17 protein-coding genes and 1 pseudogene are annotated in these 24,158 nt (G+C 65.9%); 11 read left to right on the forward strand and 7 right to left on the reverse strand.

Annotation, left to right across the window (positions count from 1 at the left end):
- Positions 1–148 precede the first annotated feature (148 nt).
- The 3 genes and pseudogenes from QN350_RS08385 to QN350_RS08390 all read left to right on the forward strand — a co-directional run bounded on the left by QN350_RS08385 (position 149) and on the right by QN350_RS08390 (position 5,781).
- Positions 149–3,433 (forward strand): RHS repeat-associated core domain-containing protein, encoded by a 3,285-nt coding sequence (locus QN350_RS08385; protein ID WP_323516106.1) that lies wholly within the window; start codon positions 149–151, stop codon positions 3,431–3,433.
- Positions 3,434–4,915: 1,482 nt separating this feature from the next.
- Positions 4,916–5,059 (forward strand): annotated as a pseudogene (locus tag QN350_RS19975) (RHS repeat-associated core domain-containing protein); the annotation flags it as partial.
- A 593-nt stretch (positions 5,060–5,652) separates the two neighbouring features.
- Positions 5,653–5,781: a hypothetical protein gene (locus tag QN350_RS08390; protein WP_322138488.1), complete on the forward strand. Its 129-nt coding sequence runs from the start codon at positions 5,653–5,655 to the stop codon at positions 5,779–5,781.
- 264 nt (positions 5,782–6,045) lie between these two features.
- Here the strand turns inward: QN350_RS08390 and QN350_RS08395 are convergent, their stop codons facing one another.
- Positions 6,046–7,371, reverse strand: a complete 1,326-nt coding sequence (locus QN350_RS08395; RefSeq protein ID WP_322138487.1) for a ferredoxin reductase family protein — start codon at positions 7,369–7,371, stop codon at positions 6,046–6,048.
- Complete coding sequence (locus QN350_RS08400) at positions 7,368–7,586, reverse strand: hypothetical protein (RefSeq protein ID WP_322138486.1); 219 nt, start codon at positions 7,584–7,586, stop codon at positions 7,368–7,370. The genes QN350_RS08395 and QN350_RS08400 overlap by 4 nt, the downstream gene beginning before the upstream one ends.
- A gap of 316 nt (positions 7,587–7,902) precedes the next feature.
- Here QN350_RS08400 and QN350_RS08405 point away from each other — a divergent pair, with 316 nt between their 5' ends.
- Positions 7,903–8,451 carry a DUF6611 family protein gene (locus QN350_RS08405; RefSeq protein WP_322138485.1) on the forward strand — a complete coding sequence of 183 codons (549 nt, stop codon included), beginning with the start codon at positions 7,903–7,905 and terminating at the stop codon, positions 8,449–8,451.
- A 25-nt stretch (positions 8,452–8,476) separates the two neighbouring features.
- Here QN350_RS08405 and QN350_RS08410 read toward each other — a convergent pair whose 3' ends face one another.
- Both QN350_RS08410 and QN350_RS08415 read right to left on the reverse strand, forming a co-directional pair.
- Positions 8,477–10,192: an ABC1 kinase family protein gene (locus tag QN350_RS08410; protein ID WP_322138484.1), complete on the reverse strand. Its 1,716-nt coding sequence runs from the start codon at positions 10,190–10,192 to the stop codon at positions 8,477–8,479.
- Positions 10,193–10,229: 37 nt separating this feature from the next.
- Positions 10,230–10,799, reverse strand: coding sequence for a PadR family transcriptional regulator (locus QN350_RS08415; RefSeq protein WP_281533575.1), 570 nt, complete (start codon positions 10,797–10,799; stop codon positions 10,230–10,232).
- Between the two features lie 224 nt (positions 10,800–11,023).
- On the opposite strand from QN350_RS08415, the gene QN350_RS08420 reads away from it, so the two are divergent.
- From QN350_RS08420 to QN350_RS08440, 5 genes are all read left to right on the forward strand, one after another.
- Entirely contained in the window at positions 11,024–12,328 is a 1,305-nt protein-coding gene (locus QN350_RS08420; protein WP_281533574.1) for an MFS transporter, read from the forward strand.
- Positions 12,325–13,101, forward strand: a complete 777-nt coding sequence (locus QN350_RS08425) for a TIM barrel protein (protein WP_322138483.1) — start codon at positions 12,325–12,327, stop codon at positions 13,099–13,101. The genes QN350_RS08420 and QN350_RS08425 overlap by 4 nt, the downstream gene beginning before the upstream one ends.
- Positions 13,102–13,111: 10 nt before the next feature.
- Complete coding sequence (locus QN350_RS08430; protein WP_322138482.1) at positions 13,112–14,089, forward strand: sugar kinase; 978 nt, start codon at positions 13,112–13,114, stop codon at positions 14,087–14,089.
- A gap of 18 nt (positions 14,090–14,107) precedes the next feature.
- Positions 14,108–15,178 (forward strand): D-2-hydroxyacid dehydrogenase, encoded by a 1,071-nt coding sequence (locus tag QN350_RS08435; RefSeq protein ID WP_322138481.1) that lies wholly within the window; start codon positions 14,108–14,110, stop codon positions 15,176–15,178.
- A 66-nt stretch (positions 15,179–15,244) separates the two neighbouring features.
- Positions 15,245–17,647 (forward strand): excinuclease ABC subunit UvrA, encoded by a 2,403-nt coding sequence (locus QN350_RS08440; protein WP_322138480.1) that lies wholly within the window; start codon positions 15,245–15,247, stop codon positions 17,645–17,647.
- A 50-nt stretch (positions 17,648–17,697) separates the two neighbouring features.
- Here QN350_RS08440 and QN350_RS08445 read toward each other — a convergent pair whose 3' ends face one another.
- Positions 17,698–18,108, reverse strand: a complete 411-nt coding sequence (locus tag QN350_RS08445; protein WP_322138479.1) for a nitroreductase/quinone reductase family protein — start codon at positions 18,106–18,108, stop codon at positions 17,698–17,700.
- 60 nt (positions 18,109–18,168) lie between these two features.
- On the opposite strand from QN350_RS08445, the gene QN350_RS08450 reads away from it, so the two are divergent.
- Positions 18,169–19,194: an aldehyde reductase gene (locus QN350_RS08450; RefSeq protein WP_322138478.1), complete on the forward strand. Its 1,026-nt coding sequence runs from the start codon at positions 18,169–18,171 to the stop codon at positions 19,192–19,194.
- A gap of 126 nt (positions 19,195–19,320) precedes the next feature.
- Here QN350_RS08450 and QN350_RS08455 read toward each other — a convergent pair whose 3' ends face one another.
- Entirely contained in the window at positions 19,321–21,840 is a 2,520-nt protein-coding gene (locus tag QN350_RS08455; RefSeq protein ID WP_322138477.1) for a glycoside hydrolase family 65 protein, read from the reverse strand.
- Positions 21,837–22,646, reverse strand: coding sequence for an HAD-IA family hydrolase (locus QN350_RS08460; protein WP_322138476.1), 810 nt, complete (start codon positions 22,644–22,646; stop codon positions 21,837–21,839). Before QN350_RS08460 ends, QN350_RS08455 begins: the two co-directional genes overlap by 4 nt.
- 256 nt (positions 22,647–22,902) lie before the next feature.
- On the opposite strand from QN350_RS08460, the gene fucO reads away from it, so the two are divergent.
- Complete coding sequence (gene fucO, locus QN350_RS08465) at positions 22,903–24,042, forward strand: lactaldehyde reductase (RefSeq protein ID WP_322138475.1); 1,140 nt, start codon at positions 22,903–22,905, stop codon at positions 24,040–24,042.
- Positions 24,043–24,158: the final 116 nt, after the last annotated feature.

The raw sequence follows: 24,158 nt of genomic DNA on the forward strand, positions 1-24,158 counted from the left end.
GAAACCAGCGAGCCATCGGGTTGAGTAGAGCAATCCTCAGTTTTACCCCTGATGAGAGCCATATAATTGCCCCCGAACTGGGGTGAGCGGAGATTGTCAGTCCGTCTTACGGTCGAGGCGTGCCGCACGGTACGTGCACGGTCGATTCGTGTTCTACGGTGAACACGGAACATTTGGGGGGCTCATCGTGGCTGTTTCGAGGGTGTTCTTGTCGAGTCTTGTCCTGGTATCGATGGTCGCGGCGGTGGTCAGCGTTCCAGCGACTCGGGCACAAGCCGAGCCGGTGGTCGCCACCGCGCACGTGCGGGCGTCGGCGTCTCATGTTCGCGTTCCGGCGGTGCGCAACGTGTCTTCAACCGCGAAGCAGTTTCTGGTCCCGATGACCTTGCCGCCCGCCTCAGGTCCCGACGGCTCCAAGTCGGGCAATCGGGACGTGTCGATGATGGTGTCCCGGCACCTGACTGACTTCAGCGCCTTGGGCTGGAACCCAACCAACGGGAACATGGTGCTGACCGGGCAGCTGCTCAACGTGCACGGGGTCGGCCGGGATCTCACCGTCGGTTGGCGGTACAACTCTCTAAACGATGCGCGCCCTACACTTTCGGTCGGCGGGGCAGAGACCGCCCTCACCGTAGCTGCTGACAATACCGTCACCTACACCGCGCCGGACGGCGGCACATACGCTTTCGTGCCGGCTGGGACGGGGCAGTGGACAATGCCTCCCGGGCTGAATGCGACCATTACGACGTTCACGACGACGACTGTCACTATCCGATTCAACGACACCGGTTTCACGAACGACTATGTGTACGACGGGTCGAAGTTCGCCCTCAAGTACGCCAACGACCAGAACGCGACGGCTCCGAACCGGATCACGTATACCTACAACGCTTCCGGTTTGCTCGCTCAAATCGACGACACGGTTGGCGGGCGCCCGGTGAAGTTCTTCTACGAGGACCCGGCGAATCCCGGGCAGCCGTCTCGAATCACCGACGATGCGCTGAGCCGCACGATTTCGATTGCCTACGGCGGTCCGAGTGGCGCGATGTCCACGATCACCGACGCAACGGGTGCGACCTTGGACTTCGGATACGGGGCGCCCAGCAAGAGGATCACCACGGTGACTGATTCCCGCGGCACCGTGACGACACTCGCGTACGACACGACGACCAAGCAGCTCGTTCAATCCACCTACGCCGCCGGTGCCCCCGAACAGAGCATCTGGCAGTACGGGTACTACACAGTGCCCGTGGAAGGGTCGTTCGCTCAGATCTCGGACCCGAACGGCAAAATCACCACCTACCGCTTGAATCCCCTCGCTTCGAACCAGGTGATTCAAATTCGAGGCCCGGAGGGAACCTCCACGCAGCTGTCTGCGGACGCGCACGACAACCAAACGAGCTTTTCCGCCGCGGGCGGCAACGGTGGGACCTACACATACAACACTGCGAACTCTCTGACCAAGGTGACCTCCTCGGCGGGCACGGGAGGAACCGGTGGCGAGATCTCGTTTGCCTATCCGGCCAATACCGGCAACCCGCTCTCCAACTACCAGCCCAGCTCCACGACCAGCAGCGAGGGCAACGTCACCACCAACACCTACGACAGCAACACGAACAGGCGACACCAGACCCAAGCTCCCGGCGGACTCGGCGGGACGCCTGTCGTCGCCTACCAAGGTGACCTCGCCGGAACGAATTGCGGCGCCAAAAAAGGCGAAACCTGCACATCCACCGACGGCAAAGGCAACGTCACCACGTTCGCCTACGACGCGAAGGGCAACCCGTCGACGATCACCCGCCCTGCGCCCCTGGGCGTCATCACCAACACCTACGATGATGCGTCCCGCCTAGTCATCAGCGTCGACGGCAAAGGCCAGACGACCCACTACGACTATGACGACGACGACCGGCTGATCCAGATTGACCACGGAGTGAATTGCGCCTCCCTGTGCGTCACCTACACCTACGACCAGGCTGGAAACCTCAGCCAACGTGAGGACGACACGGGAATCACGACCTACAGCTTCGACAAGCTCAACCGCGCCACATCGAAAACCGGCGCCGGAACCACGACCAGCGCAACGTACGACGGCGCGTCAAACGTCCTGACGTACGTGGATGCTACAGGCACCGTGACCTATAGATACGACGGCATGAACCGGGTGACCTTCCTCGCCGAGCCCGGCGGTTCGTGCCCGGCGACCCCGTCCTTCCCGAACGCAACCAAGTGCACCGGCTTTGAATACGACACGGCAAGCCGCCGCACCGCGGTGAAGTACCCCAGCGGGGTGAAAAACGCGAGCGTCTACGATGGCGCTTCCCGAACGACGAGCATCACCGCCACCGACACCGCAGGAACCGTGCTGGCCAGCCGGGCCTACACGTACACGACCAATGGGACCAAGAACGGGGGCCTGATAAAGACCACGACCACCGAGACCGGCGCCGTAAGCACCTACAGCTACGACGCGATGAACCGGCTCACGTCCACTGTCGCCGGTCCCACCACGGAGACCTGGGGCTATGACGCCAACAGCAACCGGACCTCCGCAGTCAAGACCGGGGCGGCAACGGTCTACGCCGCTTTCAACGGCGCCGACCAGCTCTGTTGGACAGCCGCCACTGTGGGCACGTGCGCAACGACACCCACCGGCGCGACGGCCTACGCCTACGACGCGAACGGCAACACAACTGCCGCCGGGCCCGACACGAGCACCTACAACAAGTTCGACCAGCTCACCTCGACCACCCGAACGGGAGCCACGACAGCGTTCGGGTACACGGGCCTCGGCAACGACGAGCGACTCACGGCCGGGTCAACAAGCTTCGTCAACGGGTCCCTCGGGGTCACTCGTCAGACAGTTGCTGGCGTGACCACCTCGTTCATCCGCGACCCCAATGGGTCGCTCGTGAGTATGCGGACCAGCGTCGGAAGCTTCTACTACACGACCGACATCCTCGGGTCGACCATTCTGCTTACGGACAGCGCGCAAACGAAAGTGGCCACCTACGCATACGACTCCTGGGGAAATGTGACCTCGTCGGGTGCGCAGGCCGCGAACAATCCGTGGCAGTACGCTGGCGGATACAAGGACGTCAGCACCGGATACACCAAGTTCGGCGCACGCTACTACAACCCGGCCATTGGCCGATTCACGCAGGTCGACCCGAGCGGGCAAGAAGCCAACCGTTACGCGTACGCGGGATGCAACCCCATCAGTTTTGCAGACCCCTCAGGTCTCTCACTTAACTGGCGGGATATTGCCTCTCAAACCGTCGCGGCTGCGGCGGATCTAATCGCAACGACCGTGATCGGTCTAGCTCTTGCGCCGCTCTGCTTGGGGGTAGTCACATGCATCGGAGTTGCCTTGGCCGGATTGGCGGGCGGGACCATAATTGGCGATGCTACCGCCAAAGCGTTATTCCCGTGAACGTGGCCCGCCCATACCCAAGACGCAAGGACGACTCAAGGAGCAGACCATGTCAAGCCCAGACAAGGACGTGAGGCCCCGCCGGACAATTCGTATGCGACGAGTGGCGGTTGGGCTCTGGACTGTAGCTCTGATTGCCTTGATTCTTTCGATTCTGGTCCCAGGATCGTACACGGCATTTGGTTCCTGGTCAGCAAGATTAGTCGGTCTGGGTGCGTTCGTTGCCGGCGGGCTGTTATGGTATCGATCCGACCCTGTATTCGACAAATCGCGGTTACGGCACGAGCGCAATGAGGACGACGAACAAGACAGCCCGCCCGGCGGCGATGGCTCGTAGCGTCATTGAGCGAAGGGAGCCTGATCGAGGGAACGGCGCAGCGTGATGCTCGAGAGCACTCGTGATGCATCCAATTCTTCATCGATGCTCGCGTCAGCGGTCACCTCCGTTGTGGCAGCCGTTATGCGTACGCGGGGTGCAGCCCGATGAGCGGGAAGGATCCCACAGGGCTATCGCGAGCTAACGCGGCCGCGGCGAACGTTTGGCAGAATCCCTCTGGTCGCCGCAGCAGCAGGAATCGTCGATAGAGGGATCGTCGAAGTTTTGCTACTGCGTTCCCCGCACAATTGATCAGCAACCCATGCGAATAGGAGCGGGGAGAAGACAAGGCATGTCTCGAAAGCAGCTCTTTTACTACTCCATCGCAGCAGGAGTTGTGGCGTTGTCAGTCTTCATTTCATTCCTCCTGAGCGCCATACGCAGGTCACAGCCGCCCTGGGCGGACGGAACAGTCGTTTTTGGGGCTGTGGTGTTGATACTCGCTATCGTGATGATCATCGTAAGCCGACCGTCGAAATGGTGACATCGGACTCCCGACGGATGGCATAAATGTGAGTGCCAAACGCTCTCGTCAATACCAAGTCGCTGCGCTTCGGCGTCGCGTTTTCACTCGGAGGGCAAGGACAGATCCATTGCCTAGCCCCTCAGAGCAGGGTTCCAGACGAGGGCAGTCATGCGGTTGCTTAGATGCTCGGGTACGGATCGGGCGACTCGGGATGGGGCGGGAGCATGACCAAAGACGGAGGGATCTCCTTTAATATACCGCCGGCACCGCCGGGATCCCTGGCGCTTTGATCGCCGCGCTATGCCTATCGTAAGGTCCACGAGAGGATGGAACCTGATTGAGGGAACGGCACAACGTGACGGTAGAAAGGACTCCTGATGCATTCAATATTCGCAGTGTTGTTCGCGTCGGCGGTCATCTCAGTCGTGGCAGCGGCATTCGTTCATTTTTCGAGGCTCCCTCGCGCCAAGGACGGCTCTAGTCGCTCATTACGATTGGTCAGGCGGTGGCTGTACATCTCGGCGTCGGTTGCACTCATCGCACTCGTTGCGCTGGTAGTAACAGGATAAATTGTTGCGTTAGCGCCTGTAAGGACGTCAGCAACGTCAGCACCGGATACACCTAGTTCGGCGCCCGTTACTACAACCCGGCAATTGGCCGATTGACCCAAACCGACCCTAGTGGGCAGGAAGCCAACAGGTACGCGTACGCGGGCTGCAACCCGATCAGCGGGGAGGACCCCACCCGGGGGGCCACCTCGGCAAGAGGTGCTGACGTCGGGTGATCAATGAATGACCGAAGCCACTTGGGCGCCATACTGTGGCCCGCCGGAGTCGGAAGTTCTCATCACCCGAGTATCAGCACTCCCTGCCGAGCTGGCCGGGGGGGGGGGGCGTTGCGTGCCGCACTTTTACAAATTCAAGTCCTGGTGCCGGTGCCATTTCACTTGTCATCGGATACGCTGCTGTCGGCGTGGCGGGCACTATTGTCGGGCTGCCTCGGGTGCGGTACTTGGTGTGATCAAGGGGCCGCAGCAGCTCTCGGTCAAGTCTGGGGCATCAAAGCGGCCACTATTTGCTGATTGGATAGATGATGAGGCTTGTAGTCTTCTTGACAATTGTCGGGGTTCTCATGGGCGTGCCAACAATTGTCTATGCGGTCCGTCACCCTCGCGTCAAAGGGGAAAAATACGCAAAAAGGCGCATTGGCGTTCAAGTGCTTTCGGCAATTGGGCTCAGCTTCCTCGTAGCGGCAGCGGTGATTGCATTCTCCGGGCACAGCTGACGAGTATTTGAGGGGAAGAAGAGGTCAAGCGTGTCGAGGAAGCAACTGTTTCAGCGGTCCATCGCAGTCGGCGGTGTTGTCCTCGCGGTATTCATGTCATCCCTCCTGAGCAGGATTCGCGGCTTCCAAGGGCCCGGAGCGGACTGGACGCTTGTGCTCGGGGCTGCCGTCGTCTTGCTCGCTGTCGTGATGATCATCGTCAACCGGCCCTCGAAATGGTGAAATCGGAATCGCGACAGATGGCATGTCGAGTGCGAAGTTGACGGAATTCAAAAGTAGAGGATTTTCGAGGGGACGGCGGAGGATCCGCGCAGATGCGGGCTGAAAGCGACGCGGGAACGTCAGGGATACAAGGCTCTTCTCGAGAAAGGCAATCAACCCACAGTGGGTTGATTGCAGAAATGCACAACCCGGTCGGACAAGAAAGGCCCCCGAGAAATCGGGGGCCTTTCGTCATTCCCGGGCGCACACTAGTCGTCGCGGCTATCAGAAGGCGAAGACCTCCTCGTGCAGGCGGGCAGGCGGATGCCCGGCGTCCTTCAGTGCCGAGCGGACGGCCCGGGACAGGCCGCGCGACGCGCACACGTAGACGTCACGAGCAGCCACGTCGGGCACGAGCCGGGTCAGGTTCGCGCCGGTCATGTCGTTCCGGGGATCGGACGAAGGCCCGATCATCCACACGATCGAGGCACCGCGCAACCGGGCGATTTCCTCGAGTTCGTCGCGGAAGATCACGTCATCCGCCCGTGAGGCCCGGTAGAGGAGGGTCAGCGAGCCGTCACCGACCTCGAGCTCTTCGAAGAGGGCGCGCATGGGAGTGATTCCCACGCCGCCGGCGATGAGCAGAACGGATTCACGCGTGCGTTTGCGTTGCGTCATGGCCCCGTACGGCCCCTCGGCGAGCACGCGCGTGCCCGGACGGAGGGAGTGAAGCGAATGGCTGCCGTTCCCGAGAGCCTTCACAGTGATCCGAAGCAGGTCATCGCCGGGAGGCGCAGACAGGGAGAAGGGGTGCGCGGAACGCCAGACCCCCGGCGCCAGAAATCGCCAGCGGAAGAACTGGCCGGCTTCGACGCGCAGCTCGTCGATATGCCGCCCGCGCAGAATGACGCTCACGACGCCGTTCGCTTCGGGCACCAGACGTTCGATCCGCAGCCGGTGGCGCCAGGCGTGCTCGAGCGGCTTGAGAACGCGATAGCGCAGCACAAGCCCCAGGGCGAACACGAACAGCAGGGTCCAGGCGATCTGGAACCCGGGCCTGCCTGCAAGGTCGGGACCGGCCAGTTCATGCGCGAACGACAGCGCCAGGGCGAGATAGCTGAGCAGGTGGATGCCGTGCCACGTCTCGTAGGAGACCGAGCGGCGGGCTGCCCGGACTGACATGACCGCGATCACGCCGAACAGGACCGTCCCGATGGTCGCCGCCACCAGCCCGGGCATGCCCAGGACGGCGAGGGTCGCCGTGAAGGCATCCGCCCAGTGACTGAGCATCCAGGAATGCACGGCTGCGACCGCATGAATCGCCAGGACGACGATAAAGACGCGACCGCCGACGCCGTGCCAGCGAGCGAGCCGGTCCGCGCCGATCGAGCGTTCGAGAAACGGCGCGCGCGACATCAGCACGACCATCACTGTCACGACATATCCGGCCAGGAATCCCGCGGTGTGAGCGAGGATGGCCGAGCCGAACTGGAGGGGCGGTCGGAGGTCGATGAAGGCGAGTGCCGCCGACAGGACGGCGCCGATCACGATCAGGGCCTTGATGAGCGCGGCCGAAATGAGTGGCCGCTGCGATTGTCGATGACCCGTCACGGCTGGCTGTCCGGCACGATCGCAGGCGCGGCCGGTGAAACCTCCGGAGCTGCTGCGACCATTGCCGCCGCTGACGCGGTCATCACGACAACGACGGCCAGGGATGTGAGCCAGTTCAGGGCGGTCCACGCGCTCCGGGAGACGCGGGAGGCGTTCACTCTGTGGTGGGGCGCAGCCGGTCCGCGGGTGCGCCGGTGGGCCGGAACTGAGGTCATGGTCCTTCCTCCAGGGTGAGATCAGACGAGCGGAACTTTCCTCATCGTGCGACCGAAGGTGATGACGGTGCTGCGATGCGTCTTGGAACAAAACTGGGTTCAATTGTGGTTCACATCCCGAAATTCCGGCAGTCACCGGGTAGATCCACACGAGATTTACAGGTTCGTGAGAATCCCTCATGTTGGCACATCCTGCGCACCTCGAGCGCAGATCGCCGTACTTCCGGCGTAGTGAATCCGTAGGTAAACACCGTTTCGCCGCATGGATTCCGTAAGGACGGAGTGGCTCGCGTCGCCACGGGATGACGCTGGATGGGTGAACAGCGCTCGAACGGACCCCTCGGAACTCACGCTCAGTCGGTGGCTCTCGCCGCTCCTCGACGGACGCTGCCGGTGGGGTGGCTACACGGTGTCGGCCGGTCGTTACGGCAGTACGAGTCAGCGGCTCGTGTTGTATCCAGCGGGGATCTCCGCGCGGCAGCGCCGGCGGGTTCGGGTGTGGCGCGGCTGGATGGTGCTCGGCCTGGTGGCCGTGTTCGGAGTGTTCGCGACGCTCGTTGAGGCGGGTGCACCGAGACTCCTGGTGATCACGGCCTGCATCGGGTTTTACGTCGCGAGCACGGTCGCCGTCGCCCGCGCGGCCGGATCGATTCGTCGAGGCGTCCTCGAGCTGACGGTCGTGAGCTCGAGCCTCACCCCCGACACGCGGCTCTCCGCCGAGTCCCGTTATCTGGCGGGGCTCGCCTCGACGCTGCTGATCGCCGAGGAGTCACTCGCCTGCGGAGCGTCGTCTCCCGCGGATCACGAACTGGTGTGGTCGTCCGCGTACGCCGACGCCCAGCGCCACCTCGGCGCCGGGCGATGATATCGGCCGGGACTTCCACAGCTCCTTAGGGCAGGGGGCCTCGGCGGGCGACGGCGCCGGCGAGTGTGGCGTGCAGCAGCGGAAGCACGGACACGGCCATGAGCACCGTTCCGAAGACGGCATCGTCCGCACGGAGCAGGATGCCGCCGATCAGCAGGGCGGTGAAGAGCACCGCAGAGATGATCCGTCGCCCGGTTCGCTCGAGGCTGCCGAGGCGGCGCTCGATCCGAGGCGTCTGCACCGTGAGATTGCCTTCTTCGACCCGCGTGATCAGGGTGTCGAGCCGCTGGGGCAGCCGCCCGATGATGCCGGCCGCCGACACGGTGCGCTTCACGAGATCCTGGACCAGGTTCCCGCCCTCTGCCCGGATCAGCTGGGCCGAGTACGGCTCGACCGCGTTCCAGATATTGAAGGCCGGGTCGAGCGAACTGCACATGCCGCTGGTCAACGACATCGCGCGCACGATGAGCAGGAAGTTCTCCGGCAGCTGGACCGGCAGCGTGCGCACCACATCGCCGAATTCGTTCGCGAAAGCGCGGAACTCACGAGGATCGACTTCCTGCAGTTCTGCGAAACCCATTCCCCCGAAACGGGCGAACAGGGCCGTCAGCGCCCGTTCGAGTTCCGCGGTGTCCGCGGACGGCAGGAGGACTCCCACCTCGCGGATGCCGTCCACCATGCCCTTGCCGTTGCGGGACGCGGCGGCGATGAGCAGGTTCCGGAGACCCCGGCGCAGGGCATCGGGTACTTCGCCCATCATGCCGAAGTCAATGAACGTGAATTTCCAGGCCCGGCCGGGGGCATCCGCTGTTGTGGCGGAATCCTCGCTCGCCAGCGGGGTGACGAAGATGTTGCCCGGGTGGGGGTCGGCGTGGAAGTAACCGTTGACGAAGAGCTGGTCGAACATGACCGCCGCGAACTCATTGGCGACTTCGGCCGGATCGATGCCCGCCGCCCTGAGCCCATCGACGTCGTTGACCTTGATGGCGGTGACGTCCTGCAGGGTCAGCACGCGCCGCGTGGTGCGTTCCCAGACGAGTTCGGGCACGCTGACGCGGGCGTCGTCCGCGAAGTCCCCCGCGAATCGTTCCGCGCTCGCGGCTTCGTGCAGGTAGTCGATCTCCTCGAGGCTGGTCACCGCGAACTCCTCGACGAGGACGGGCATGTCGACCCGATCCGAGACGAGGCGAATGTGGCTGAGCCAGCCGGCGACGCGGCGCAGGGCCCGGAGGTCCACGTCGACGATCTCGCCGATACCCGGACGCTGAATCTTCACGACGACGTCGAGCAGACCCGTCTCGGCAGCATCCATTTCCGAGAGCCGCGCACGGTGAACCTGGCCGAGGGATGCCGCTGCGAGCGGAGTCGGATCGACGAACGAGAACGCGCGCTCGAGTGTCACACCCAATTCGGCCTCGGCGAGGGCCCGGATGGCCGGGAACGGTACGGCAGGGACCTCGTCCTGCAGTCCCTCGAGTTCCTTGGTGATCTCGGGCGGCAGCACGTCGAGCCTGGACGACATGAACTGGCCGACCTTGATCATGAGGCCGCCCAGGTCGACCGCGAGCACGTGGAAGCGTTTCGCGATGTGCTGGAGCCGTGCGGAACGATTGCGCGCCGAGAGCCGCGCGAGCCCGATCCGCGGGAGGAACAGTTCGTACCACCACGTCTGGGCCAGGTAACGAGCGGCAAAGCGCAGGATCCTGCGGTAGCGGGCGCGCATGACCCGATCGTCGGTCATCTGATTTTCTGGACGCCGGCGTTCTTCGGGCACCCGCTCAGTCCTGGGCGAGGATGGTGTACAACTGGCGACGTGCCTCGTCGAGGACGGCGACCGCTTTGTCCACTTGCTCCGGACTGCCGGAGCGCCCGACCTGCGCGGCCGCCTGGGCCAGGCCGATTCCCGCCTTCGGCAGTGCGGTCGCCCGGCCGCTGTCGCGGGCACTCGGGGCCTCCCACGGGGCGGAGGTGTCGGCAGCGGCATCCGCTACCGCGCGGCCCTCGTCGGTGAGCGCATAGGTCTTGCGCCCGTTGGCTTCTTCGGCCGTGATGAAACCCTCGTCTGCGAGGAGCTGGAGCGCCGGATACACGGAGCCGGGGCTCGGCTTCCACGCGCCCTTGCTGCGCTCCTCGATCTCGTGGATGATCTGGTAGCCGTGCATCGGCTGCTCCAGAAGGAGCGCGAGCACCGCGGCACGGACGTCTCCGCGTCCGACCCTCGTGCCGACCTTCTGTTCGAACTGGCCGCGCAACTGCTCCATCGCTTCCCAGATGGCGTTGCCGGCCCACCCTTCGCCCGGTCCGCCCTTGCGTCCCGGAAATCCGTCTCCCATAAATGAACCACTCATGATGACCTCCTCAGCGCCGTACCAGAGCTCGACGATACCTAACGATATAACGTTCAGCGCTGCGATTGACCTGGACGTCAGAGCGGCGCGCCCACCCGCATCGCGGGTTCTCGGCTCGGGTATTCCGGAGCGTAGGCTGAATTCCGTCAGGGCAAACAATGTTCCATCCAACGGAACAGGCGCTGTTGTGCCCTGCGGTACGTCTCAAGGAAGAGATTCAGTTCATGAGCGAGAAACTCGCATCATCCCGGTGGTCACGGCTCATGCCGGTCATCTTCATCACGTACAGCCTGGCCTACCTGGACCGGTCCAACTACAGCCTGGGCGCCGCAGCGGGGATGGCGAAAGACCTCAACATCACGGCCAGCGCTTCGGCATTCCTGGCGGCGCTGTTCTTCCTCGGCTACTTCTTCTTCCAGGTGCCGAGCGCGAGTTACGCCCAGCGTCGAAGTGCGAAGAAGCTGATCTTCTACGCGCTGATCCTGTGGGGCATCCTGGCCAGTTGCATCGGCATCGTCACGAACATCTGGGTGCTGTTCGTCATCCGGTTCGCGATCGGTATCGTCGAGGCGGCCATCATGCCCGCGATGCTCATCCTGCTCAGCAACTGGTTCACCAGCGGTGAACGCTCCAAGGCCAACACCTTCCTGATCCTCGGCAACCCGGTCACCGTGCTGTGGATGTCCGTCGTCTCTGCCTACCTCGTCAGCAGTGTCGGCTGGCGCTGGATGTTCATCATCGAGGGCCTCCCCTCGATCATCTGGGCCTTCGTCTGGCTGCGCATGATCGACAATTCCCCGAACGACGCAAAGTGGCTGTCCGCGGGCCAGAAGAAGGACATCAACGACGAATTCGCCAGGGAACAGGTCGGACTGCACGCCGTGCCCAACTATCGCGAGGCATTCAAGCAGAAGGCCGTCATCCAGCTGTGCATCCAGTACTTCTTCTGGAGCATCGGCGTCTACGGCTTCGTCATGTGGCTCCCGTCGATCATCAAGACCGCCTCCTCATTCGACATCGTGATCATCGGCTGGCTCACCGCCATCCCCTACCTGCTCGCGACCGTGCTGATGGTGGTCGCCTCGTTCTTCTCCGACCGGCTCCTGAAGCGGAAGCTCTTCATCTGGCCGTTCCTCCTGGTAGCGGCTGTCGCCTTCTACGCGTCCTACCTCGTCGGAACGTCCAACTTCTGGCTGTCGTTCATCCTGCTCGTGATCGCCGGCGGCGCGATGTACGCCCCATACGGGCCCTTCTTCGCGATCGTCCCCGAGATCCTGCCGAAGAACGTCGCGGGCGGCGCGATGGCGCTCGTCAACAGCTTCGGCGCACTCGGATCCTTCGCAGGCGCCTACTTCGTCGGCTTCCTCAACAACGTGACCGGGTCGAACGACGCGTCCTATATCTTCATGGCGCTGTCACTCATCATCGCCGTCGTGTTCACGATCGTGGTGAAGGCCGTCTCGACGCCGGACTTCAAGCTGCAGGGCACGATCCCCGCCGCATCGACCAGCGCACCGGCCCTCCAGTGAGCGGCTCACGGCGGGTGTTCGTCAACACCATGGTCTACAAAGAGGCCCTCGACGCATCCACCACGGTCCAGGCCGACCTGGTCGCCGAGGTTCGGGAACTCGGGGCCGACGGAATCGAGATCCGCCGAGAGTACCTCTCGGCCGAGCCTGCGGCCCGGCACGAGGAACTTCGTTCGATCGCCGGCCTGGCGACCGAAGCCGGACTCGAGGTTTATTACTCCGTTCCCGAGTCGCTCTTCGTCGACGGGGAGACGTCGTCTTTCCTGCCCGGATACCTCGAAGAAGCGGCGATGCTGGGGGCTCTCAGCGTCAAACTGAACATCGGCGATCCCGGCGACGAGCTGACAGACACCGGGACCCTCTCCGAGATCCTGCGGGCGGCCTCCGCCCGGGTCACGATCGAGAATGACCAGACCGCCCGGAACGGGCGACTGGATGTCGTGTCTGCCCTCCTCCGCGACCTTCGGGCCCAGGCCGTTCCGATCGGGTACACGTTCGATGTCGGGAACTGGCTCTGGGCGGGCGTCGACCCGGTCATCGCGGCGCGGGAACTCGGACGCCATGCGACGGTCTTCCACCTCAAGGACATCGACCGCCTCGGTGGTCTGCACTCCGTGCTGCTCGACGAGGGCGACGTCGACTGGCGTTCCGTGCTCGGCGAGATCGGCACCCACGTGCCCGTCGTGCTCGAATACCCGATCCCCGATCGGGCCACCGTGGCGAGCGAACTGGCGAAGGTCCGCCGGGTCCTCGCCGAACAGACCATCGACTGAACGGAACCAGATGCCCAGCACGGTCCAGCGGGACTTCGACGTCGTCACCTTCGGCGAGATCATGGCGATGTTCGTCGCCGACGAGAGCGGTCCGCTCGCGCGGGTCGAACGATTCACCCGGAGGCTGGCCGGCGCCGAATTCAACGTCGCCGTCGGTCTGCGGCGGCTCGGCCACAGCGTCGGGTTCATCACCCGCCTCGGTGCGGACCCGTTCGGTGAATTCGCCCTGCAGCAGCTCGAGGCGAACGGCATCGACGTCGGCGAAGTCGACCTGCACGCGAGCGAACCGACCGGGTTCCAGCTCAAGAACCGGCCGGGAGAGGACGAGGACCCGCTCGTCGTCTACTTCCGGTCGCATTCGGCGGCACGCACGCTCGAGCCGACCGTGGCGACAGCGGCCTACGTGCGCCGCGCCGGGCACGTGCACCTGACCGGGATCCCGCTCGCGCTCGGCTCCGGGCCGCGGAACCTCGCCGCCCAGGCCGTCGATGTTGCACGTGAAACCGGTGCGACCGTGAGCTTCGACCCGAACCTCCGCCCCAGCCTCTGGGCAGACACCGCCGAAATGGTGCGCACGATCAACGAAATCGCCGTGCGGGCCGACTGGGTGCTGCCCGGTACGAGCGAAGGGCGCATCCTCACCGGGGAGACCACCCCGGCCGGGATCGCCCGCTGGTACCTGGATCGCGGCGTGAAGGTCGTCGCGGTCAAGGCAGGCTCCCACGGCGCCGAACTCTTCGCTGCGGACGGGACGCACGCGAGCTGCCCGCCGTTCGCGATTTCGGTCGTCGACACAGTCGGTGCGGGCGACGGCTTCTCAGCCGGGTTGCTCAGCGCGGCCCTCGACGGGCTCCCGCTCGCCGAGTGGGTGCACCGCGCCGGCGCGGTCGGCGCCCTCGCCACGACATCACGCGGTGACCAGGAGGGCCTGCCGGACCGGGCCGGACTCGCTACATTCCTCGAGGCGCATGCGCCCGCATCCGTATGACCCAAGGAGACTGACACCATGAACACCGCCCCACTCGTCCCACCCGAAACGCTCCGCGTCGTCGTCGCAACACCACTGACCGAGGAGCTCTGTCTGCTGATCGAGCGGGCGGAACCCCGCATCGAGCTCGTGCGCGACCAGGGCCTGCTGCCGCCGATGCGCCGCCCGGCCGACTACCGCGGCGACCCCGCCTTCCGGCGCACGGTCGAACAGCAGGCCGACTTCGAGCGGATGCTCGACTCGGCCGACGTGCTCTTCGGCATCCCCGACGTGAACCCGGTCGCACTCCGACGAACGGTGGAGGCGAATCCGGGACTCCGCTGGGTGCAGGTGATGGCGGCGGGCGGCGGCTCCCAGGTGAAGTCCGCGGGCCTCGGCCAGGCCGATCTCGACCGGGTCGTCTTCACGACCTCGGCTGGGGTGCACGGCGGCCCACTCGCAGAGTTCGCGATCTTCGGCATCATGGCCGGCGCCAAGCAGCTGCCCGTGCTCCAACGCGACCAGCGCACACACGCGTGGCCGGAACGGAGGGCGCTCGGCCAGGTGCGCGACCAGACGGTGCTCGTCATCGGTCTCGGCGGGGTGGGGCGCGAGGTCGCCCGTCTCGCCAAGGGGCTCGGGATGCGTGTGATCGGGACAAGCAGGGACGACCGGCCCGTTCCCTTCGTCGACGAGCTGATCAGCACCGATGACCTCGCTGCCGGGGCCGCCCGCGCCGACGCGATCGTCGTCGCCCTGCCCGGAACGGCCGCGACCCTGAAGCTCGTCGGCGAGAACGTCTTCGGCGCGGTCCGGCCGGGAACGACCTTCGTCAGCATCGGGCGCGGCACCGTCGTGGACGAGGACGCGCTCATTCGCGCCCTCGAGTCCGGCCGGATCGGCTTCGCTGCCCTGGACGTGTTCGCCAAGGAACCGCTCGACACCGCAAGCCCGCTCTGGGAGTTCCCGAACGTGGTGATCAGCCCGCACACCGCCGCCCTCGACGCCGACGAGGAACGCCGCATCGCCGAACTCTTCGCCGACAACGCGACCCGCTTCCTCGACGGCCTCCCCCTCCGCAACGTCGTGAACACCGTCGAGTTCTATTGAGTGGATTTTTCCCGGACCTGACCGCCGTTCGGATCGCAGTCAGGTGCGGAGACTAGGGTCGAACGGATGCGTACTCCGACCTCGTCCTTGCAGCCCGTTTCGCCAGCCTCTGGATTCGTGCGTGTGCGTGGAGCCAGGGAGAACAACCTGAGGGACGTCGACGTCGACGTGCCCCGCGACGCAATCGTCGCCTTCACGGGCGTCTCCGGTTCCGGCAAGTCGTCGCTCGCCTTCGGCACGATCTTCGCCGAGGCCCAGCGCCGCTTCCTTGAATCGGTGGCCCCATACGCCCGCCGGCTGATCCAGCAGGGCCACACCCCGCAGGTCGACGAGATTACGGGCCTCCCTCCCGCCGTCGCCCTGCAGCAGCGGCGCGGCACGCCGAGTTCGCGGTCCACGGTCGGCACCCTGACCACCCTGTCGAATTCCGTGCGCATGATGTATTCCCGTGCGGGTACATACCCGGCGGATGCGCCCAGGCTCGAATCGGACTCCTTCTCGCCGAACACCGTGGCCGGGGCGTGCCCGCGCTGCCACGGTCTCGGTATCGCGCATCTCCCGACGCGCGCGAGCCTCGTGCCGGACGGGACCCTGAGCATCCGCGAGGGCGCTGTCGCGGCCTGGCCGGGCGCGTGGCAGGGCAAGAACCTCCGAGACATCCTGATCACCCTCGGCTACGACGTCGACGTGCCGTGGAACGACCTGCCGGAAGAAGCCAGGGACTGGATCCTCTTCACCGAGGAGCAGCCCGTCGTTGAGATCACCCCGCAACGCGACCGGATCGCCAAGCCGTATCAGGGCCGGTTCTGGAGTGCGCGCAGCTACATCCTGCACACCCTCGCCGACTCGCAGAGCCAGAGCCAGCGCGAGCGCGCGCTCCGGTTCGTGGAGTCCGGTCCGTGCCCGGTCTGCGACGGAACCGGACTCACCCCGGCCGCCCTCGCCGTGACGGTGGCCGGGCTCTCGATCTCCCGGCTTGCCGGACTGCCGCTCACGGCCCTTGCCGAGACCCTCCGCCCGCTCACGCAGGCCGGGTCCACCGGACGCGGTGAGGCATCCGCGGGTGTCGAAGCCACGATCAGCCGCGACCTGCTCGCACGCATCGAGGTCCTGGTCGACCTCGGCCTCGGCTACCTCAGCCTCGCGCGCTCCACCCCGACGCTCTCGCCCGGTGAGATGCAGCGCCTCCGGATCGCGACTCAGCTGCGGTCGGGCCTCTTCGGCGTGGTCTACGTGCTCGACGAACCCTCAGCGGGACTCCACCCCGCCGACGCCGAACCCCTCCTCGTCGTGCTCGAGCAGCTCAAGTCCTCCGGCAACTCCGTCTTCGTCGTCGAACACAACATGGACGTCGTGCGCGCCGCCGACTGGGTCGTCGACGTCGGTCCCCACGCCGGAACCGGCGGTGGCGAGGTGCTGTACAGCGGTCCCGTCGCGGGGCTCGCCGAGGTCCCGGAGTCGGTGACCAGGCGGTTCCTGTTTCCCGGTTCCGACACAGCAGATGCCGTGCGCCCGGTGCCCGCGCGGAGGGAACCACACTCGTGGCTCGACCTGCGGGGGGTCAGCGTGCACAACCTGCAGAATCTCGACGCCGCGTTCCCGCTCGGACTCCTCACCGCAGTCACGGGCGTGTCCGGCTCCGGAAAATCCACCTTGATCAGGCAGATCGGCGTCGATGGCCCCGTTGACCGGCTCGTCACCGTCGACCAGAAGCCGATCGGACGCACCCCCCGGTCGAACCTCGCCACCTACACCGGCCTGTTCGACGCGGTCCGCACGGCGTTCGCGGCCACACCCTCCGCCCGCAGTCGCGGCTTCGGCGCCGGGCGCTTCTCCTTCAATGTCGCCGGCGGCCGCTGCGAGACCTGCCTCGGTGAGGGTTCCGTCACCGTTGAACTCCTCTTCCTCCCCGGTAGCTACGCCGTGTGCCCGGCATGCCACGGTTCCCGCTACAACCCGGAGACGCTCGAGGTCGACTACCGTGGCAAGACCATCGCCGACGTCCTCGGCCTCAGCGTCGACGACGCCGCCCGGTTCCTCGCGGACGTGCCCGCGGCCGCCCGCAGCCTCGAGACGCTCCGTGAGGTCGGCCTCGGCTACCTTCGCCTCGGCCAGCCGGCGACGGAACTCTCGGGTGGAGAAGCCCAGCGCATCAAGCTCGCCTCAGAACTCCAGCGCGCCCGCCGCGGCCACACCCTGTACCTGCTGGACGAACCGACAACGGGCCTGCACCCGGCGGATGTCCAGCTCCTGCTCGCTCAGCTGAACCGGCTGGTCGACGCGGGCAACACCGTCATCGTGGTCGAACACAACCTCGACGTCATCGCTGCGGCCGACTGGGTGATCGACCTCGGCCCGTCCGGAGGGGACGCCGGCGGGCGCATCCTCGTGGCCGGTCCGCCTGAGGTCGTCGCCGCCTACCCCGAAAGCCGGACGGCGCCGTACCTCGCCCGCCGCCTGAGCAGCTGAACGGAGTTCGAGCCTACGAGAGTCCGCCGTACGTCAGGAGTCCGCCGGTTTCAGGCGTGCCGTGTCAGCCGGAGAACGGGGATCCGCCGCCCGATGGCCCGCTCCTGGTAGTCGGCGAATCCCGGCGCCCTCGCGACGATCTTCGCCCAGGCTCGCGCGTGTTCGTCGCCGTCCAGATCGGTCGCCGTGACTCCGACGGTTCCTTCGGCGGTCTCGATCATCGTGTCCGGGTGCTTGAGCAGGTTGAAATACCAGGCGGGGTGCTGGGGCCGACCGCCGGCGGAGGCGACCACGAGCCAGGCGTCCCCGTCGCGGATGGACATCACCGGGCTGACGCGCTCTGCGCCCGTGCGCGCCCCGGTCGTGTGCAGGAGCACGAGATTGGACCCGAAGCCGGCCGTGGTGACATGACCGTTGTTCTCCCGGAACTCCGAGATGATCTGTTCATTGAAGTCGCTCATTAGACTGTCTCTCGTCGATGAGTCGCCGGTGCAGGGATTTTATAACGGGATGAGGATCTCATGAATGGCGAACTGGTTCTGGTGACCGGGGGGTCTGGCTTCGTCGGTGCGCACTGCATCGTGCGGCTCCTCGCCGCGGGCTACCGGGTGCGCACGACGGTGCGCTCCCTCGCCAGGGAGCCGGAGGTGCGTGCGCTGGTCACCGCCGGCGGGGCGGATGCCGGCAGCGCCCTCTCATTCACCGTCGCCGACCTGCTCTCCGACGCCGGGTGGGCGGAAGCGGTCAACGGCTGCGCCTTCGTCCTGCACGTCGCCTCCCCCTTCCCCGGACGCCAGCCTGCCGACGAGAATGAGCTCATCGTGCCCGCCCGCGACGGCGCACTCCGGGTGCTCCGGGCCGCGCGGGATGCGGGCGTGCAGCGGGTCGTGCTGACCTCCTCGTTCGCCGCAGTCGGATATGGCGCCCAGCATCCGGACCGCCCGTTCACCGAAGACGACTGGACGGACCCGACCGCAGCGGTGAGCGCATACGTCAGGTCGAAGACCATCGCCGAACGTGCGGCCTGGGACTTCGTCGCCCGTGAAGGTGGCGCCCTCGAGCTCACGGTGATCAACCCGGTCGGGATCTTCGGCCCCGTACTCGGGACGGACCTCTCCAGTTCCGTCGAGCTCCTCCGCGGACTCCTGACGGGTGCTGTGCCGGCCGTGCCGCGGATCGAGACCAACATCGTCGACGTGCGCGACGTCGCCGAGCTGCACGTGCGCGCGATGACGAGCCCGCTTGCGGCCGGCGAACGGTTCCTCGCCGTCGCCGGACCCCCGATGACCTTTCCCGGGATCGCCGCACTGCTGAGGTCGAACCTCGGTGATGTCGCGCGGCGGGTACCCCGCCGGGTGCTGCCGACCTGGCTCGTCCGGGTCCTCGCGCCGTTCAGCGCCCCGCTCCGGCAGGTCGCCCCGCAACTCGGCACGACGAGGAGCGCCTCGAACGGCAAGGCCAGGCGGATGCTCGGCTGGGAGCCCCGATCCAACGAGGAGGCCATCCTCGCCACCGCGGAGAGCCTTGTGCGCCTTCGGCTCCTCTGACCGCCGGCGCCCGGCTCCCCAACCCACCCGCAGTGAACCAATTCGACGGAGTTTTTGCGTTCTAAACCGGTTTGGGAACCGTCTCAGGTGCGGAAAACACAAAAACTCCGTCGAATTCGTTAGGGGTCAGTCGACCTGGTCCATGAAGTCGGTCAGGTGCGCGATCGTCGGGATCGACGAGGTGATCACGGTGCCGTCGTCGCGACGTCCGCCCTCGATCGCGGCCGGCGACGGTGCCCCGGGAGTGCGGGCGCCCTGGTGCTCGAGCGGGACGATGACGGGCTGGCCGAGACGGACGGTGAACGCCGGCGCCCCACGCACGGCGAGCTTCGCCTCGACGCCGGCCTCGACGGTCACCTCGACCTCGTCCTGCCTGAGGTCGATCCGGAGCCGGGTGCCCTTGAGCGTGATCCGGAAGGTGAGACCCTCCCAGCCTTCGGGCAGCCGAGGGTCGAGGGTGACCCGGCCGTTGTGGTCGCGCAGGCCGCCGAATCCGTAGACGAGGGCGCTCCAGACTCCGCCGGCGGATGCGACGTGAACGCCGTCCGCCGCGTTGTGGTGCAGGTCCGCGAGGTCGACGAACAGCCCGGAGGTGAAGTACCGGAGCGCGAGCTCGTGGTACCCGACCTCGGCAGCGATGATCGACTGGACCACGTCGGACAGGGTCGAGTCGCCGGTCGTGAGCGGGTCGTAGTAGTCGAAGTCGGCGAGCTTCTCCTCCGGCGTGAACTGGTCCCCCTGCAGGAGCAGCGCGAGGACGACATCCGCTTGCTTGAGCACCTGGAAGCGGTAGATCACGAGCGGGTGGTAGTGCAGCAGCAACGGCCGGTTCTGCGGAGGCGTCTGGGACAGGTCCCAGCGTTCCTTCTCGAGGAACTGCGCGTCCTGCGGGTGGATGGCGAGGCCCTTGTCGAAGGGAATGTGCATCGCCTCGGCGGCGAAGGCCCACTCGGCGACCTCGGTGTCCTCGAGGTTCAGCCGGGCGACCATGGCGTCGTACGCCTCACGGTCGATGTACCGCAGCCGGCGGACGGCGGTCACTGCGTTCCGCAGGTTCGAGCGCGCCATGATGTTCGTGTACAGGTTGTCGTTGACGACCGTCGTGTACTCGTCCGGCCCGGTGACGCCGTGGATGTGGAACACGTCGTTGCCGTGCCCGTTGCCGCGCCAGAAGCCCAGGTCCGCCCACATTCGGCTCGTCTCGACGAGGATGTCGATGGCCTCGCGGGCGAGGAAATCCTCGTCGCCGGTCGCGGCGACGTACTGGCTGAGCGCATAGGCGATGTCGGCGTCGATGTGGTACTGCGCCGTGCCCGCCGCGTAATAGGCGGACGACTCGAGTCCGTTGATCGTGCGCCACGGGAACAGGGCGCCGAGCTGGTTGAGCTCCGTCGCGCGGTCCCTGGCCTTGTCGAGCATCCCGTGCCGGAAGCGCAGCGCATTGCGGGCGGCGTTCGGTGACGTGTAAGTGAGGAACGGCAGCACATACACTTCCGTGTCCCAGAAATAGTGGCCGCCGTAGCCGGACCCGGACACACCCTTCGCGGAGACGCCCTGTCCGTCGGCGCGCATCGAGGCCTGGGCGAGCTGGAACAGGTTCCAGCGCACGGCCTGCTGCAGCACGGGCTGCCCGGGAAGCTGCACGTCGGTGCGCGCCCAGAAATCGGTGAGCCATTCCTGCTGGCGGGCGATGAAGGATTCGACGCCCTCGTCCCGCGCCCGGTCGAGGGTGCGGTCGCAGCGGTCGGCGAGCTCGTGAGTGGGCACGCCCGCGGAGGTGTGGTAGCTGAGCGTCTTCGTGATGTGGATCGAATTGCCCTGCTTGGCCTTGATCGTGTACACGTGCTTGGCGAGGTCGTCGCCGATCGCCGAGGACTCGACGTACTCGTTGGCGGTCTCGATCGCGTGGTCGGCGGCGCAGGCGATCGTCATGGCCGAGTTCGTGCAGCGGAAGCCGAGGATGTACCGGCCGCCGGAGGCACGCTTTAAGCGCGGCTGCAGCACCCGATCGGTGAAGGATTCCGCCTTGCGCGGGTCCCAATCGGTCGTCATCGAGCCCTTGGGCCGGTCGTACTCGCTGATGCCGTCCTGGCGGTTCAGGATCTGGCTCGAGATCACGACGGACGCATCCGCGTCGAGCATGGTGACTTCGTAGTCGATGATCGCGAGGTGCCGGTCGGTGAATGACACCATGCGACGGGAGCGGATCAGGACGCGCTTGCCCGATGGCGTGCGCCAGACGAGGGAGCGCGAGAGGATGCCGGTGGTGAAGTCGAGCCGGCGCTCGTAGCTGAGCAGCTCGGCGAGGGTCAGGACGAGCGGTTCGTCGTCGACGTAGACGCGGATCATCTTGGCGTCTGGCGCGTTGACGATCGTCTGGCCGACGCGGGCGAAGCCGAAGGCCTCTTCCGCGTGACGGATCGGCCAGGTCTCGTGGAAACCGTTGATGTAGGTGCCGTGGACGTGGCCGTCCCTGCCCTCGTCGACGTTGCCGCGGAGGCCGAGGTAGCCGTTGCCGACCGCGAAGAGCGTCTCGGTGCGACCGATGTCGGCTCCGGAGAACGCCGTCTCGACGAGCGCCCATTCGTCGACCGGGAAACGATTGCGGTCGAGAGGGTCCAGGGTGACCTCTTCCGTCAGGTTCATGCGGTGGCCTCTCGAGTTGCGGTTTCGGGTGACGTGCTGAGCTCGGACGGGCGGGGCACCAGTTGATCGAGGTCTGAGACGACGATATCGGCTCCGGCGTCCAGAAGGGTCTGCGGGCCGACACCGCGGTCGACTCCGAGAACCAGCCCGAAATCGCCGGCCCGGCCGGCCTGCACCCCCGACTCGGCGTCTTCGACGACGACGCACTCCGCGGGCGTGAGACCGAGCAGCTCGGCGCCGAGTTCGTAGGTGTCCGGCGCGGGCTTCCCGGCGAGCTTGCGTTTGGCGGCGAGGTTGCCGTCGACGAGGATGCCGAAGCGGTCACGGATGCCCGCTGCCCCGAGGGTGAGCTCGCCGTTGCGGGAACTCGTGACGACCGCGACCTGCAGCCCGGCCTTGACCACGTAGTCGAGGAAGGCGAGCGAGCCGGGGTACGGCGTCACGCCGTCTTCCGCGAGGGTCTCGTTGAAGGCCGCGTTCTTCCGGTTGCCGAGGCCGCACACGGTGTCCTGCGTCGCGGCATCCGTGGGGTCGCCGTCTGGCAGGCTGATGCCGCGGGAGGCGAGGAGACTGCGCACGCCGTCGTAGCGGGGCTTGCCGTCGATGTACTTGAAGTAGTCGGCATCGCTATACGAGGGGCTCACCCCCTGGTCCTCGAGAAAGGGGGTGAAGAGCCGTGACCAGGCGACCATGTGCACGTCGGCGGTGGGAGTCAGCACGCCGTCGAGGTCGAAGAGCACGCCACGCAAACCGAGGAGTCGGTCGCGGGCCTGGGCGGGCGAAAGTGGAAACGGCGAAGAAGTCATAGACGGGAGCTCTTCTCGATAGATGCCTGGAACTGGAGGCGCCGGGGAACGGTTATGGACTGTATTCGCCCGGGTGTCGACATCTCGGCGGCGGTGGCGAGGATCGCGAGCGACGCCTTCCCACCGGGTCCGGGGTGGGCCAGCGCCTGAGTACAAAACAAGCCTATGCCCTGTGCCTCCGGCGAGTAGACTTTCTCTAAGTGAAACGATTCAACGTTGAACGCACACAGAGAGAAGTCAGACAATGATCACTCGCATGATCTGGAACCAAACGGCGCATTTCGGCGCAGGGGCCATTAGCGTCATTCCCGGTGAAATAGCCTCCCGTGGCTTCACCAAGGCCTTTGTGGTCTCGGACAAAGTGCTCGTCGCGACCGGCGTCACCGGCAAGGTCACGACCCTCCTCGAGGATGCCGGAATCCCGTATGAGGTTTATTCGGACGTCACCCCGAACCCGCCGATCGAAGCGGTCAAGCGCGGCGTCGCGGCCTTCGCGGCTTCGGGCGCCGACGTGTTGATCGGCATCGGCGGTGGCTCGCCCCAGGACACCTGCAAGGCCATCGGCATTATCACGAACAACCCGGAGTTCGCGGACGTGCGTTCCCTCGAGGGCGTCGCGGCCACGAAGCGGGCCGCCGTTCCGATCATCGCGGTGCCGACCACGGCGGGTACCGCATCGGAGACCACGATCAACTACGTGATCACCGATGTCGAACGCTCGCGCAAGTTCGTCTGCGTCGACCCGCACGCGATCCCGGTCGTCGCCGTCGTCGACTCCGAGATGATGTCCTCCGCGCCGCGCTCGCTCAAGGTCGCCACCGGCCTGGACGCGCTCACCCACGCGATCGAGGGCTACACGACCAAGGGCGCGTGGGAACTCTCCGACCTCTTCCACCTCAAGGCGATCACGATGATCGCCGAGTCGCTCACCGCGGCCGCCGACGGCGACCCGGTCGCTGCGGACCGAATGGCCCTCGCCCAGTACATCGCGGGCATGGGCTACTCCAACGTCGGCCTCGGCCTCGTGCACGGAATGGCCCACCCGCTCGGCGCCTTCTACAACGCCCCGCACGGCGTGGCCAACGGCATCCTGCTCGCCCCCGTGATGGCGTTCAACGCCGACGCGACCGGCGAGCGCTTCCGCGACATCGCTGTGGCCTTCAAGGTTCCCGGCGCCGCAGAGCTCTCGCTCGAGGATGCCCGCACTGCGGCCGTCACTGCCGTCACGGCGTTCGCCCGCGGCCTCGGAAACCCGACGACCCTGCGCGAAATCGGTGCCAAGCAGGAGGACCTCCCCGCGCTCGCCCAGGCCGCCTTCGACGATGTCTGCACCGGCGGCAACCCGCGCGACGTGACCGTCGAGCAGATCCTCGCGCTGTACACCTCGATCTACTAGCCCGGCGAGTCACCTTCCCGGTCGAGAGTCACCCGTATACCGGGCGCTCTCGACCGGAAAGGTACGCCTCGGGTTGGTGGATTCAAAACAGGAGCGGCCGGTATACGGGTGACTCT

The organism is Cryobacterium sp. 10I5 (assembly GCF_035019865.1).
Lineage (GTDB): Bacteria > Actinomycetota > Actinomycetes > Actinomycetales > Microbacteriaceae > Cryobacterium > Cryobacterium breve_A.